Annotated in this window: 12 protein-coding genes; 6 read left to right on the top strand and 6 right to left on the bottom strand. The window is 69.5% G+C overall.

The genetic code is table 11. From position 1 onward, the window contains the following. Window positions 1–143 precede the first annotated feature (143 nt). Together AW274_RS12195 and AW274_RS12190 are read left to right on the top strand one after the other, a co-directional pair. Window positions 144–764, top strand: coding sequence for a ComEA family DNA-binding protein (locus AW274_RS12195; RefSeq protein ID WP_062431116.1), 621 nt, complete (start codon window positions 144–146; stop codon window positions 762–764). Window positions 765–803: 39 nt separating this feature from the next. Next, window positions 804–2,126 (top strand): serine/threonine-protein kinase, encoded by a 1,323-nt coding sequence (locus AW274_RS12190; RefSeq protein ID WP_062431115.1) that lies wholly within the window; start codon window positions 804–806, stop codon window positions 2,124–2,126. On the opposite strand, the gene nuoH is transcribed toward AW274_RS12190, so the two are convergent. The 4 genes from nuoH to AW274_RS12170 are packed head-to-tail and all read right to left on the bottom strand — an operon-like array spanning window position 2,123 to window position 4,444. After that, window positions 2,123–3,070 carry an NADH-quinone oxidoreductase subunit NuoH gene (gene nuoH / locus AW274_RS12185; protein ID WP_062431114.1) on the bottom strand — a complete coding sequence of 316 codons (948 nt, stop codon included), beginning with the start codon at window positions 3,068–3,070 and terminating at the stop codon, window positions 2,123–2,125. The two genes, AW274_RS12190 and nuoH, sit on opposite strands and share 4 nt — an antisense overlap. Further along, on the bottom strand, window positions 3,063–3,587 hold the full coding sequence (locus tag AW274_RS12180; RefSeq protein ID WP_062431113.1) for an NADH-quinone oxidoreductase subunit C: 525 nt from the start codon (window positions 3,585–3,587) through the stop codon (window positions 3,063–3,065). Before AW274_RS12180 ends, nuoH begins: the two co-directional genes overlap by 8 nt. Next, the gene (locus AW274_RS12175) at window positions 3,584–4,069 is read right to left on the bottom strand and encodes an NADH-quinone oxidoreductase subunit B (protein ID WP_030457030.1); all 486 of its coding nucleotides are present in this window, start codon (window positions 4,067–4,069) and stop codon (window positions 3,584–3,586) included. Before AW274_RS12175 ends, AW274_RS12180 begins: the two co-directional genes overlap by 4 nt. Window positions 4,070–4,072: 3 nt before the next feature. Next, complete coding sequence (locus tag AW274_RS12170) at window positions 4,073–4,444, bottom strand: NADH-quinone oxidoreductase subunit A (RefSeq protein WP_062338429.1); 372 nt, start codon at window positions 4,442–4,444, stop codon at window positions 4,073–4,075. Window positions 4,445–4,541: 97 nt separating this feature from the next. Between AW274_RS12170 and AW274_RS12165 the strand changes: the two genes are divergently transcribed. The 4 genes from AW274_RS12165 to AW274_RS12155 all read left to right on the top strand — a co-directional run bounded on the left by AW274_RS12165 (window position 4,542) and on the right by AW274_RS12155 (window position 9,124). Beyond that, window positions 4,542–5,987 (top strand): polysaccharide deacetylase family protein, encoded by a 1,446-nt coding sequence (locus tag AW274_RS12165; protein ID WP_157520046.1) that lies wholly within the window; start codon window positions 4,542–4,544, stop codon window positions 5,985–5,987. Window positions 5,988–6,015: 28 nt separating this feature from the next. Next, on the top strand, window positions 6,016–6,099 hold the full coding sequence (locus AW274_RS42945; protein ID WP_353051406.1) for a putative leader peptide: 84 nt from the start codon (window positions 6,016–6,018) through the stop codon (window positions 6,097–6,099). A gap of 138 nt (window positions 6,100–6,237) precedes the next feature. Then, entirely contained in the window at window positions 6,238–8,085 is a 1,848-nt protein-coding gene (locus AW274_RS12160) for a 2-oxoacid:acceptor oxidoreductase subunit alpha (RefSeq protein ID WP_062431111.1), read from the top strand. Next, window positions 8,078–9,124, top strand: a complete 1,047-nt coding sequence (locus AW274_RS12155; RefSeq protein ID WP_062431110.1) for a 2-oxoacid:ferredoxin oxidoreductase subunit beta — start codon at window positions 8,078–8,080, stop codon at window positions 9,122–9,124. Before AW274_RS12160 ends, AW274_RS12155 begins: the two co-directional genes overlap by 8 nt. 51 nt (window positions 9,125–9,175) lie before the next feature. Here the strand turns inward: AW274_RS12155 and rfbC are convergent, their stop codons facing one another. Both rfbC and AW274_RS42620 read right to left on the bottom strand, forming a co-directional pair. Next, window positions 9,176–9,763: a dTDP-4-dehydrorhamnose 3,5-epimerase gene (gene rfbC, locus AW274_RS12150; RefSeq protein WP_062431109.1), complete on the bottom strand. Its 588-nt coding sequence runs from the start codon at window positions 9,761–9,763 to the stop codon at window positions 9,176–9,178. A gap of 60 nt (window positions 9,764–9,823) precedes the next feature. Continuing rightward, entirely contained in the window at window positions 9,824–13,996 is a 4,173-nt protein-coding gene (locus AW274_RS42620; RefSeq protein WP_062431108.1) for a LamG-like jellyroll fold domain-containing protein, read from the bottom strand. Window positions 13,997–14,076: the final 80 nt, after the last annotated feature.

Raw genomic sequence — 14,076 nt, 5'->3', positions numbered from 1 at the left:
ACGGCCAAGCCCTTGGCCAGGCCCGTTCCTGGTATGCGCGCCACGATCCAACATCATCCCCTAGAACAGGCCACTCGTGAATGTGACGACCCGGCCCTATCGGTTTTCTCCAGGTCGAGACAGAAAGTCCGTATCCTTCGCATATGGACCAGGTGCCGCGGTCGGCGGCTCGCGGCTTGCTCTGGGCGGTGGCGCCCCTGGTCACCTTTGGTTTCGCGACGCCGTTCACGTTCGGGTGGGCGGGTCTGCGGCGGCGCAGCCGGTGGCTGGTGCTCTCCGGGGCCCTGTACGCCGCCTCGATGGCCGCCTGGCTCCTCATCGGCAACGTCACGGGCACCCCCTCGGGGATCTGGGCCGTGGTGATGGTGCTGGGCCTCTTCGTGTCGTGGCTCGGCGGAACGCTCCACGCGTTCGCGGTCAGGCGGAAGGTGTTCGGCCCGGCCTGCCCGTTCGAGCGGGCGCGACTGCTGCGCAGGGAGGCCCGCGCGCTGGCCACCAAGAACCCGGGCCGGGCGCGGCGGCTGGGGGTCGGCCGGCCCGACCTGGGGCGGCGGTTCGACGACGGCGGGCTGGTCGACATGAACCACGCGCCCGCGATCGTGCTCCGGACCGTTCCCGGGATGACGCCCGACCTGGTCGAACGGGTGCTGGAGGCGCGCAGCCGCACGGTCACCTTCACCTCGGCGGAGGACCTGTCCGACCTGCTGAACCTGCCCGTGGCGAATAGGGATGAGCTCTCCGAATACGGCGTCTATCTCCCGTAATAGCGGCGCTTGGCGTCGGAAGTACGTATTGTTCGCGCTGTGCATCCGTACTGGCAACCGCCGCAGAAGCCCGCCTCGAACACGGCGGTGTCCTGGTTGTGGGCGGTTGTCCCGCTCTTCACCTGCGGTTTCGGCACGCCGTTCGTCGTCGGGTACGCGGCGGCGAAGAAGCGCAGCCCGCTGCTGATCGTCGCCACCGGGGTGTACGCCCTGAACTTCGTCGTCTTCATCATCGCCATCGCCAGCTATGAGAACGTCGACCTGTGGCCCACGTGGCTCAACACGACCACGACGATCGGCCTGATCGTGAACTGGTTCGGCGGGCTCGCGAACACGTTGATCATCCGGCGCGGGGTGTTCGAGCCGGGGCACGCCTGGCAGCCCGTCCAGCAGCAGCCCGTCCACCACCAGCCGCAGCCTCCGCAGTACCAGCAGCAGCAGCGGCCGATGCCCATGCCGCCGCGGCCCTACCCGCAGCCCCCGCCGCCGACGCGGGTCCCGCACCCGCCGACGCACGTCCCCCACCCGCCCCGGCCGTTCACACAGCCCACCCACCCCTCGACGATGGGGGTGCAGCCGCGCAGCCAGGGGCCGCAGTGGCTCGGGCCCTACCGGGTGATCGGCGATCTCGGGCAGGGCGGGCAGGGCGCGGTCTATCTGGGCGTCGACCAGCGCGGGCAGAAGGTCGCCATCAAGGTGCTGCACGCCCACATCGCCAAGGACAAGGACGCCCAGGCGCGGTTCCTGCGCGAGGTCGACGCCGCCCGCCGGGTGGCGCCGTTCTCCACGGCGCGGGTGCTCGACGTGAACATCACCGACGACCTGGCCTACGTCGTCTCCGAGTACGTCGACGGCGTGTCGCTGGAGCAGCTCGTCAAGGACAAGGGCCCGCGCACCGAAGACGGGCTGACCCGGCTGGCCTTGGCGACGGCGGGCGCGCTGGCCGCCATCCACAAGGCGGGCATCGTGCACCGCGACTTCAAGCCGAGCAACGTGCTGATCGGCTCCGACGGGCCCCGGGTGATCGACTTCGGCATCGCCAAGGCGCTCGACCAGGTCAACGCGACCGCCAGCCAGGTCATGGGCACCCCGGCCTACATGTCGCCGGAGCAGGTCGGCGGGCGGCCGGTCGGGCCGGAGACCGACATCTTCGCGTGGGCGGCCACGATGGTGTTCGCGGCGTCGGGCAAGAACGCGTTCGGGCAGGACACGATCCCGGCGATCCTCAACCGGATCATCAACCACCAGCCCGACCTCAGCGAACTGCCGGTGTCGTTACGGGCCCTGGCGGCGTCGTGCCTGGACAAGAACCCGGTGAACCGGCCGACCGCCTCCGACATCATGTTGCGGATCGTCCACTAGAGGACCTTCACGACCCCCGTCAGCGCGAGCTGTACGAGCGCCAGCGGCACCAGGCCGACCCAGGCGAGCCGCTGGAGCTGGTCTTCGCGCATCCGGGGGAAGCTGACCCTGACCCAGATGACGACGAACGCCAGGGCGAAGATCTTGATGAGGGTCCAGACCGGGCCGGGCAGCAGCGGGCCCTGCCAGCCGCCCAGGTAGAGGACCGTGGTGAGCGCCGACAGGACCACGATCCCGGCGTACTCGGTCAGCATGAACAGGGCGAACCGCATGCCGGTGTACTCGGTCATCGGGCCCATGATGATCTCCGACTCGGCGATCGGCATGTCGAACGGCGGCCGCCGGAGCTCGGCCAGCCCGGCCACGAAGAACACCACCGCGCCGATGGCCTGCCAGGCCAGCCACCAGGGCTCCCACGCCTCGACGATGCCCTGGAGCGAGAGGGTGCCGGCCGCCATCGCCACGCTGGAGGCGGCCAGGACCAGCGGCAGCTCGTACGACATCAGCTGCGCCGCCGACCGCATGCCGCCCAGCACCGAGTACTTGTTGCCGGACGACCACCCGGCCATGATCGAGCCGAGCACGCCGACGCCCATCACGGCCAGCACGAAGAAGATCCCCGCGTCGAGGTCGACCCCGAGCAGGCCGGGCCCGACGGGGATCACGACCATGACGACCAGGTAGGGCACCAGCGCGACCGCCGGGGCCAGCTTGAAGACGGCCCGGTCGGCCGCGGCCGGGATCACGTCCTCCTTCTGCATGAACTTGACGCCGTCGGCGATGAGCTGGGCCCAGCCGTGGAAGCCGCCGGCGTACATGGGGCCGAGGCGTGACTGCATGTGGGCCATGGCCTTGTGTTCCATCTGGCCGACGATCAGCGGCAGCAGCAGGAACGCCCCGACGATCACGACCACCCTGATCGCGACTTCCAGCAGCTCAGGCATTGCGCCCCCAGTCGGTCGGCACGCCGGGCGGCAACATCTTCCGGCGCGAGGGCGCGCCGCCCGACTCGCCCGGCTCCTTCGCGCCGGGCCAGGTCTTGGCGACCCGGGCGGCCAGCACGAAGCTCTTGCGCAGCGGGTGCCCCTCGAAGCCGTCGGGCAGCAGCAGGGGCTTCAGGTCGGGGTGGCCCTCGAAGACCACGCCGAACATCTCGAAGGTCTCCCGCTCGTGCCAGTCGGCCCCGCGGAACACCCCGACCGCCGACGGCAACACCGGGTGGGCCAGCGGGACGTGGGTGCGTACCAGCAGACGAAGGTGTTTCTCCTGGTCGGCGAGGTGGGCGACGACGGCGAAGCCCTCGGGCGGGTTGTCGACGGCGGTGAGCCAGTCGAAGAAGGCGTAGCCCTTGTCGCGGCAGGAGGTCAGCACCTCGATCCAGTCGGCCGGGCCGACGTCGGCCGTGGTCTCGCCGAACGACTCGGAGACCACGACCCGGGAGCCGAACTCGTCGAAGATCATGCCAGCGACTCCCCCGCGATCTTCTCCTGGAGCTTCATGATCCCGTGGAGCAGCGCCTCGGGGCGGGGCGGGCAGCCGGGCACGTAGACGTCGACCGGGATGATCTGGTCGACGCCCTTGGTGACGCAGTAGGAGTCCCAGTAGGGGCCGCCGGTGTTGGAGCAGGCCCCGAACGAGATGACGTACTTCGGGTCGGGCATCTGCTCGTAGAGGCGCAGGACGGCTGGGGCCATCTTGTCGGTGACCGTGCCCGAGACGATCATCAGGTCGGCCTGGCGGGGGCCGTTGGCGAACGGGATGACCCCGAACCTGATGAAGTCGTGGCGGCTCATCGAGGTGGCGATGAACTCGATCGCGCAGCAGGCCAGGCCGAAGTTGAAGACCCACAACGAGTAGCGGCGGCCCCAGTTCAGCACGAACTTCATCGGCTTCGGGGCGAGGCGGGCCGCCGGGCCGAACGTCGGGGTGGGCAGATCAACCATGGGTCACGTCCAAGTGAGCACGCGCTTGCGCCACGCGTAGACGATGCCGAGCGCGATGAACGCCAGGAAGACGAACATCTCGACGAGAGTGGTCAGGCCGTAGCCCGGGGCGGCGAACACGGTCGCCCAGGGGAACAGGAACACGGCGTCGACGGCGAAGACGACGTAAAGATACGTGAAGACGTAGTACCTGACCTGCGACTGGGCCCAGCCGTCGCCGACGGGGTCGACGCCGCACTCGTAGGTGGTCAGCTTGGCCTCGGTGGGCCGGTCGGGGCGCAGCAGCCGGTTGATCAGCAGGGCCCCGGCGAAGATCGCCGCCCCGATGGCCAGCAGCACGGCGACCACCGCGTACGACCCGAAGTATCCGTCCACCCCTTGATAATCGCGCAGTTGAACGCCGAACCAAAGAAGCTCACGGACACTGCCAAGTCACAGCAAACCACGCTCAAGCGCCAATAATCTGACATTTATGCCCGTTTTGCGATTCACCGGAGGAATCGCGACGCTCGCCGCCGCGTGCTGCGCGTGCGGCGTTGCCTTCAACTCCCCGGCAGACGAGGTGCCGCCGTCGTCCGAGCCGACGGTGCTGACCTTCGTCGACCCCGCCGTCGTGCCCGGTCTCCAGGTGCAGACGATCTACAAAGAGACGGGCAAGGCCCATGTGCACCTGACCTACCCCCAGATCCCCGGGGCGGCGGCGCTGAGCGACCGCATGCGGGCCGACCTGGTCGCCGAGGCCAAGGCCTTCAACGAGAAGGCCGCCAAGGGCAAGGCCGCCCTGCCCAAGTCGGAGATCAACGTCGACTGGCAGCTCACGGCCGTGTCGCCGAAGGTCAGCGGCGTGCGCCTGCGGACGGGCCGCTTCGAGGGCGCGTCGTGGGTCAACTCGACCCGGACCCTCTGGTACGACGGCGCCCGCGTCGTCACCTCCGATCTGCTGGTCAAGAACCTCGACGCCCTCGCCAAGGCGGTCGGGGCCCGGCTGGCCGACGACGCCGACGTCGACCACGCGGCGATCAGGCCCGACCGGATGTTGTTCGACTCGCTCGACTTCAACTCGCGCGGCGATCTGGTGGTGGAGTTCGACGACTACGAGATAGGGCCGGGCGCGCTGGGCCGGGTGGCCACGGCCATCCCCCGGCAGGAGGCGATCCCGCTGCTGTCGGACTTCGGCAGGAACGCCCAGCGGGCCGTCGAGTCGGCCCGGCCGACCACCCCGCCGGAACTGCGCGACCCGCCCGAGGCCACGGCGCGGGCGGTGCCGGGGAAGGTCGACTGCCGGGTCGCCCGCTGCGTCGCCCTGACGTTCGACGAGGGGCCGGGGCCGTACACCGACCGGATCCTGACGGCGCTCGGCTCCACCCGCGCCACCTTCTTCCTCACCGGCACCAGCGCGGCGGCCCGGCCCGACCTGCTGCGCCGGATGGCCCGCGACGGGCACCTGGTCGGCAACCACAGCTGGTCGCACCGCGACCTGACGACGATGCCGGACAACCGCATCTACGAGCAGTTGTCGCGCACCCAGGACGTCATCGCCCAGTCGACCGGCAGCCTCCCGGCCCTGATGCGGCCCCCTTACGGCGCCACCAACCCCGACGTCGCCAAGGTCGCCGGCGAACTGAAGCTCAGCGTGGTCACCTGGGACGTCGACGGCGGCGACGAGGGCGACGCCACCCCCCAGGAGATCTGCAAGCGGGTCACCTCGGCCGTGAAGCCCGGCTCGATCGTGCTCCTGCACGACCTGGGCCCCGCCACCCCCGAAGCCATCCCCCTGATCCTCAAGGAACTCGAAGAACGCGGATACTCTTTTGTCACCGTTCCCGAGTTGTACGGAACACGCCCGATGCAGCCAGGCCGAACCTACGAATCGGCCGTGGACGTCGCCGTCTCGCGCTATGGGCGGCCGCTACCGTGAATCCAGCGGGGACATATAGTTAGGCACCGTGACCCGAATCATCCTCTTCGCTCGCCGGCACGTCGACCTGTGCCGCATCGCGTCGGGACTGTGTCAAGCCCTGCCCGACTGACGCCCCATCCCCCCACACGAGCGACAAAGGTCACAACCCACGCGCATTCGTATAAGCGCGACAAAGGGATCTAGCATTGAATTCACACACGTGCCACGAGCAGACCTCGCCTTGGTCTGTCGAGGAGGACTGAGCGCTGTGACCAAGCAGGTGCAGCAACTCGACCGCGTGATCATCCGGTTCGCGGGTGACTCCGGCGACGGCATGCAGCTCACCGGCGACCGATTCACCGCGGAGACGGCGTCGTTCGGCAACGACCTGTCGACGCTGCCCAACTTCCCGGCCGAGATCCGCGCCCCGGCAGGCACCCTCCCCGGAGTGTCGAGCTTCCAGCTCCACTTCGCCGACCACGACATCCTCACCCCAGGCGACGCGCCCAACGTCCTGGTCGCGATGAACCCGGCCGCCCTCAAGGCGAACCTGTCCGACCTCCCGCGCGGCGCCGACATCATCGCCAACGCCGACGAGTTCACCAAGCGGAACCTGCAGAAGGTCGGCTACGAGACCAACCCGCTCGAAGACGAGAGCCTGGCCGAGTGGCGGCTCCACTCGGTGCCGCTGACCTCGCTGACGGTCAAGGCGCTCGAAGAGTTCGACATCTCGAAGAAGGACGCCGAGCGCGCGAAGAACATGTTCGCCCTCGGCCTGCTCTCGTGGCTCTACGGCCGCCCGGTCGAGGCGACCATCAAGTTCATCGAGACCAAGTTCGCCAAGAAGCCCGCGATCGCCAAGTCCAACGTGGCCGCCTTCAACGCCGGCTACAACTACGGCGAGACGACCGAGGCTTTCTCGGTCTCGTACGAGATCAAACCCGCCCCGCTGAGCGCCGGCGTCTACCGGAACATCTCCGGCAACCAGGCGCTGGCCCTCGGGCTGGTCGCGGCGTCGGTCCAGTCGAAGCTGCCGCTGTTCCTGGGCTCCTACCCGATCACCCCGGCCTCCGACATCCTCCACGAGTTGTCGAAGCACAAGCGGTTCGGCATCCGGACCTTCCAGGCCGAAGACGAGATCGCCGGCGTCGGCGCGGCGCTGGGCGCGGCGTTCGGCGGCGCGCTCGGCGTGACCACCACCTCGGGCCCCGGCGTGGCGCTCAAGGCCGAGACGGTGGGCCTCGCGGTCACCACCGAGCTGCCGCTGATCGTGGTCGACGTGCAGCGCGCCGGCCCCTCGACCGGCATGCCGACCAAGACCGAGCAGACCGACCTGCTGATGGCGCTGTTCGGCCGCAACGGCGAGTCGCCGGTGCCGGTGATCGCCCCGGCGACGCCGAGCGACTGTTTCGACTCCGCCGTCGAGGCCGCCCGGATCGCGATCAAGTACCGCACCCCGGTGATGCTGCTCTCCGACGGCTACCTGGCCAACGGCTCCGAGCCGTGGAAGGTCCCGTCGCAGGCCGAGCTGCCCGACATCTCGGTGCCCTACACGACCGAGCCGAACGGCGACGACGGCACCACCTTCCTGCCGTTCAAGCGCGACGCCGAGACGCTGGCCCGCCCGTGGGCGATCCCCGGCACCCCCGGCCTCGAACACCGCATCGGCGGCATCGAGAAGGCCGACGGCACCGGCAACATCTCCTACGACCCGAACAACCACGATCTGATGGTCCGGCTGCGCCAGGCCAAGATCGACGGCATCGACGTGCCCGACCTCGAGGTCGACGACCCCGACGGCGACGCGCGGGTGCTGGTGCTCGGCTGGGGTTCGACCTACGGCCCGATCGCCGCGGCGGCCCGCCGGGTGCGCCGGGGCGGCCACAAGGTCGCGCAGGCCCACCTGCGTCACCTCAACCCCTTCCCGAAGAACATCGGCGAGGTGCTGAAGTCCTACGACAAGGTGCTGCTGCCCGAGATCAACCTGGGCCAGCTCGCGCTGCTGCTGCGGGCCAAGTACCTGGTCGACATCATCAGCTACAACCGCGTGCGCGGGCTTCCGTTCAAGGCCGAGGAGCTGGCCGGAGTGATCCAGGAAGTGATCGACAGTGAGTGAGAGCTTGAATGGCAAGGGCCTGGCCCTGGTGCCGAAGGCCGAGGGCAAGCAGACCCTGAAGGACTTCAAGTCCGACCAGGAGGTGCGCTGGTGCCCCGGGTGCGGCGACTACGCGATCCTGGCCGCCGTGCAGTCGTTCATGCCCGAGCTGGGGATCAAGCGCGAGAACACGGTGTTCGTGTCGGGCATCGGCTGCTCCTCGCGGTTCCCCTACTACATGAACACCTACGGGTTCCACTCGATCCACGGCCGCGCCCCGGCCATCGCGACCGGTCTGGCGGCCTCGCGCCCCGACCTGTCGGTGTGGGTGATCACCGGTGACGGCGACGCCCTGTCGATCGGCGGCAACCACCTGATCCACGCGCTGCGCCGCAACGTCAACCTGAACATCCTGCTGTTCAACAACCGGATCTACGGGCTGACCAAGGGCCAGTACTCGCCCACCTCCGAGGTCGGCAAGATCACCAAGTCGACGCCGATGGGCTCGCTCGACAAGCCGTTCAACCCGATCTCGCTGGCCGTCGGCGCCGAGGCCGGGTTCGTCGCCCGGACCATCGACTCCGACCGCAAGCACCTGCACAGCGTGCTGCGCGAGGCCGCCGCCCACCGGGGCACCTCGCTGGTCGAGATCTACCAGAACTGCAACATCTTCAACGACAACGCGTTCGAAGACCTCAAGGACCCCGACAAGCGCGACGTGATCACGCTGCGCCTGGAGCACGGGCAGCCGATCGCCAACGCCTCCCAGGCGGTCAAGATCGCCCCGACCGGCGGTCTCGAGGTCGTGGCGCGCGACTCGATCGCCGAGTCGGAGATCCTCGTCCACGACATGCACAACCCCGACCCGTCGCTCGCGTTCGCGCTGAGCCGGCTCGACGAGCCGGCCTTCCAGCACGTGCCGATCGGCATCTTCCGGTCGGTCGACCGGCCCTCCTACGACCACCTGATGAGCGAGCAGCTCGACCTCGCCGTGGCCCAGCGCGGCCCCGGCGACCTCGACGAACTCCTCCAGGGCGGCGACACCTGGAAGATCAACTAAGCGAGACGCGGACGGCCGAAGGCCGGCCGTGGCTCGCGCCAGGAATCTGCCCTAAGACAGGGTCTTGTAGAAGGTCGTACACGTCTCGAAATCAGGAAGCAGGCCCTCGTCGAGGGCCTGCTTCATTGTGGGGGCCTGTACGTCCTTCTCCGACAGGATCGGTTCGGCGACCTGCCAGTCGATGCCCAGCTCCGGGTCGAGCGGGTTGAGGCCGCGTTCCCGCGTCGGCGCGTAGGGCTCGGAGCACAGGTAGAAGACCGTCGCGCTGTCGCTGAGGACGGCGAAGCCGTGGCCGAGGCCCTCGGAAATGTAGACGCTCCGGAAGCTCTCGGAGTCGAGGACCACCGGCACGTGCTCGCCGAACGTCGGCGAGCCGACCCGGAGGTCGACGATCACGTCGAGGATGCGGCCCGACAGGCACGTCACGTATTTGGCCTGGCTGGGCGGCACGTCGGCGTAGTGGACGCCCCTGATCACGCCCTTGGCCGAGACCGAGGTGTTGGCCTGGGACAGGCGCAGGCCGTGGCCGGCGGCCTCGGCGAGGTCGGCGGCCCGGAACGACTCCATGAACGTGCCCCGGTCGTCGTGGAACAGCCTCGGGGTGTGCAGGTAGGCGCCCTTGATCGGCAGTTCTTCCATGGGGACTCCTTACATGACAGATGCCCCGCCGGGCGAACCCGGCGGGGCATCGATGATCGGTTAGGCGACGGTCACGGGCTGGACCACGACCGAGGTCCGGCCGTCGGCGCCCGTCACGGTCAGGGTGATGTTGTAGGTGCCGGGCGTCGCGTACGTGTGCGAGCCGGTCTGGCCGGTGCTGGGGGCGCCGCCGTCGCCGTAGCTCCACGTGTAGCTCGCGATGGCCGACGACCCGGCCGTCGAGGCCGAGGCGTCGACGTCGCAGGTCAGGCCGGTGCAGGTGGGCGTGAACGCGGCCGTCGGGGCGGCGGCCAGGTTGCTCGCGGCGAGGTCGTCGACCGTCAGGGTGATCGGCGCGTTCGTCGCGGTGCCCGACAGGTAGGCGCCGATGCCCACGCCGCCGGCGACCTGGAGGTTCGCGGTGGCGTCGGTGGTCGTCGCCTGCCAGGAGGCGGGCTCGGTCGCGGCGGCGTTCCAGACCTTGCCGGAGATCGTCGTCGGGTTGGTGCCGGTGACGAGCACCCGCATGTTGAGCACCAGGCCCGGCGTGTAGGTCAGGCCCGGAATCATGGTCTCCGACGTGATCAGGGTGTCGGTGCTGGCCCCGGCGGTGCGGATCAGCGCGAGGCCGACGCCCGACGGGAGCAGCCGCGCCCGGACCTTGTACTCGCCGACGCCCGCCACGCGGCGGCCGGAGGCGAACAGGTAGGTGCCGTTGCCGGTGCCGACCTTGTCGGACGCGATCGAGAACGACAGGTCGGCGGTGGTGCTGGACACCCCGTCGAGGTAGGCGCGCGGGTTGGCCGCCGTCGCCGGGAGGGCGAGCTTGGCCGCGTTGCCGTCGACGGAGAAGTTGCCGGTGCCGCCGACGAGCGTCCACGGGCCGCCGGTCTGGGCGGTGCCGAGCGCGCCGTTGAGGGTCCGGCCGAAGGTGTCGTTCGCGATGATCGACGGCGGGTTGGCGGCTGGGCGGGGCACGACCACGCTGCCGCTGTTGGCGGTGGCGTCGTCGTTGTCGGTGACCGTCAGGGTGACCGGGTAGTCACCGGCGGCGGTGTAGGCGTGGGTCGGGGTGGCGCCGGTGCCGGTCTGGCCGTCGCCGAAGTCCCAGGCGTAGCTCTCGACCGTCCCGTCGGCGTCGGCCGACGCCGAGGCGTCGAACGAGCACTCCAGGTCGGTGCAGGAGGAGGTGAACGACGCGGTCGGCGGCTGGTTGGCCGGGCCGGTGCCGGTGCCCTCCTGGTAGTGCTGGGCGATCTCGGCCGCGCTGAGCACCTTGGTGTAGATCGCGCCCTCGTCGAGCCACCCGTTGAAGTTGTCGGAGCTCGGGCGGTTCGGCCAGGAGTTCAGCGTGTCGCTGCCGAAGCGCCAGTAACCCGAGTAGCTCTCGGCGCTCGTCTGCGCGTTGGTGCCCACGAGCGCGCCGTCGACGTAGAGCTTCATGCCGTCGGCGCCCTGGGTCGCCACGAGGTGGTGCCACTGGTTGTTGTTGTACGCAGCCGTCGTGGTGATCAGGTTGAACGCGCCGGTGTACGTGCCGAAGACCAGGCGGCCGTCGTTGCGCATGTAGACGTGGCGGTCGTAGTTGGAGCTGGTGCCGCTGGCGGTGTTGCCGAAGCCGACGATCTTGCCACCCTGGTTCGACGAGCTGCGGAACCAGACCTCGGCCGAGTAGGTCGTCGGGTTGGTCGTCGCGTTGCCGGAGACCGCCCGGCCGCCGCTCTGCACCCGGACCGCCCGGTTGGTCGAGCCGACGATCGCGCCGGTCTGGTTGTAGGTCACGTTGGTGTTGGTGAACGTGCCGTTGACGCCGCTGGTGCTGGCGTCGACCGCCGCCGGGCCGTTGGCCTCGTTGAACCGGAAGTAGGTCACCGGCTCGTCGTCGTAGACGACGCGGCCGTAGTCGTCGGCCGGGCGCGGCGGGATCGGGCTGGTGCGGCCTGAGGCGACGAAGTGGGCGTCGACCTTGGCCGGCGCGAGGGCCGTCGGGTAGATCGCGACGTCGTCGATCTGGCCGTTGAGGTAGAGGCTGGTCGGGCGGTTCGGCCACCCGTTGAGGTTGTCGCCGCCGATCCGCCAGTAGCCGGTGTAGGACTGGGCCGTGGTCACCGACGGGTCCTGGCCGACGCGGCGGCCGTCGACGTACAGGGCGATGCCGCCGGTGCCCTGGGTGGCGACGATGTGGTGCCACTGGCCGTCGTTGAAGCCGGGGGCGCTGTTCACCGTGCGCACCGCGTTGGGGTAGACGCCGAAGTAGACGCGGCCGGCGTTGTCCATGTAGACGTGCCGGTCGTAGCTGCCCGACTCGCCGGTGGCGGAGGCGCCGTACCCGACGATCTTGCCGCCCTGGTTCGACGTGGTCTTGACCCAGGCCTCGATCGAGAAGGCCGGGGTGGTGGCGACCGTGCTGTTGGTCTTCACCAGGCCGGTGCCGGTGCCGTTGAAGGCCGCCGCGGCGTCGGCGTCGCCGTTGATCGCGCCGGGGCTCGCCTGGGAGGTGCCGGCGTCACGGGTGGCGTCGGTGAAGGCGGCGTAGTCGAAGGCGGTCGTGCCCGAGGCCTCGCCGAGCCGCCAGTAGGCGGCGGCGCCGTCGTCGATGACGGCTTCGGCGTAGTCGCTGAGCGCGCCCGCCGAGGAGATCGTCACCGGGTCGGAGGTGCCGCTGCCGACGGCGTTGCCCTGGGGGTCGACGGCGCGGACGCGGTAGGTGTGCACCGAGCCGGGCGTGAGGCCCTCGTCGATGAAGCCGGCCGAGGGGAGGGTCCAGAAGTTGGAGTCGACCTCGACCTCGCCGATCGGGGTCGTGCCGCCGTCGCGGAGGATCTGGTACTTCACCTTCGCGTGGTCGCGGTCCCAGGTGGTCTTCCAGCTCAGGCGTGCGGTGCCCGCGTTGAGCGAGACCGCGGTCGGGGTCAGGTCGGCCGACGGGATCGGCCCGGAGGTCTTCGGCGCGTGCGCCTTGACCGCGAACCGGGTGAGGCCCTGCTGCGCGCCGCCGTTGACGGTGGTGAACTCGCCGCCCATGACCAGGTAGTCGCTGTTGCCCGACAGGGCCCAGCCGCCCTGGTTCATGCCGGTGTAGGAACCGGCGTTGACCTGCGGGAACCAGTGGAGCAGGGTCGGCGTGGGCTGACCGCTGTACTGGCTGTTGTTCGACGGCGGCATCGGGTCGGTGCCGGTCGCCTCGATCGTCGTGGCCAGCGCGCGCTGCCAGCGGGTCGGCGAGACCTCGGGGAAACCGCGGATCGACTCGCAGTCGTGGGCGTGGCCCACGCTGTAGAGCACGTTGTTGATCGGGAAGACGCTGTAGCTGGCGCCGTAGCAGTTGTCGAGCCAGATCAGGTCGCCCGTGTTGGGCTCGACCGCGAACCGGCCGTCGAACCAGTGCCAGCCCTCGCCGTCGGCGGCGGCGTAGATGTTGGTGCCGTCGGTGGTGAGGTCGTAGGTCATCGAGTAGTCGTTGCCGATCCGCGCCGGGATCGGGTTGCTGCTCCACGGCAGCGAGTCGCCGGTGACCGGGTCGAGGGCGCCGATGCCCACCCGGGTGGCGTTGTTGAGCTGCTGGAACTTGCCGCCCACGATGACCCGGCTCTGGTCGGGCGACATGATCAGGGCGAAGACCTCGTCGTCGGTGTCGGGCGCCCACGGCTGGTTGGCGCCGTTGCTCCGGTTGACGGCGGCCAGGCGGTTGCGGCTCTGGCCGTTGACGCTGAAGAAGTTGCCGCCGATGTAGACGGTCGAGCTGGAGACCGTGATCGCGCGGACCACGTTGCCGACCGAGGGCGCCCACGACTCGAGGTTGCCCGTGGCGACGTCGAAGGCGGCGACCCGGTTGCGGGTCTGGCCGTTGACCTGGGTGAAGTCGCCGCCGATGTAGATCTTCGTCTGGTCGGGCGAGACGGCGATGGTGCGCGCCTGCGCGTTCAGGGTCGGGGCGAAGGAGGTGACGTTACCCGTGGTGATGTTGAAGGCCAGGATGTTCGACCGCACCACCTCGGCCGCGTTCCCGGGGGCGGTGCCCGGCGGGCGGGCGCGCGTGAAGCTGCCGACCGCGTAGACGGTGTTGCCGACGGTGGCCATCTTCCAGACCACGCCGTTGATCTGCCACGTGGGCAGTGCGTCGGCCGTGACGGTCTCGGTGACTCCCGGCGGCGGGTCGATGTCGGCCCGGGCGGGAAGGGGGATCGCCGCGAGCGACGCCCCCAGTAATGACGCGGCCAGGAAGGCGGCCACTCGCGATGATCGAATTACCACGGTTACCTACATCTCAGGAGATCGTTCTCACATCGATGCAAGAGTAATGGAACGGTTTA

It is taken from the genome of Herbidospora daliensis (genome assembly GCF_001570585.1).
Taxonomy (GTDB): Bacteria; Actinomycetota; Actinomycetes; order Streptosporangiales; family Streptosporangiaceae; genus Herbidospora; species Herbidospora daliensis.
This window is presented reverse-complemented; position numbering and strand designations above follow the sequence as displayed.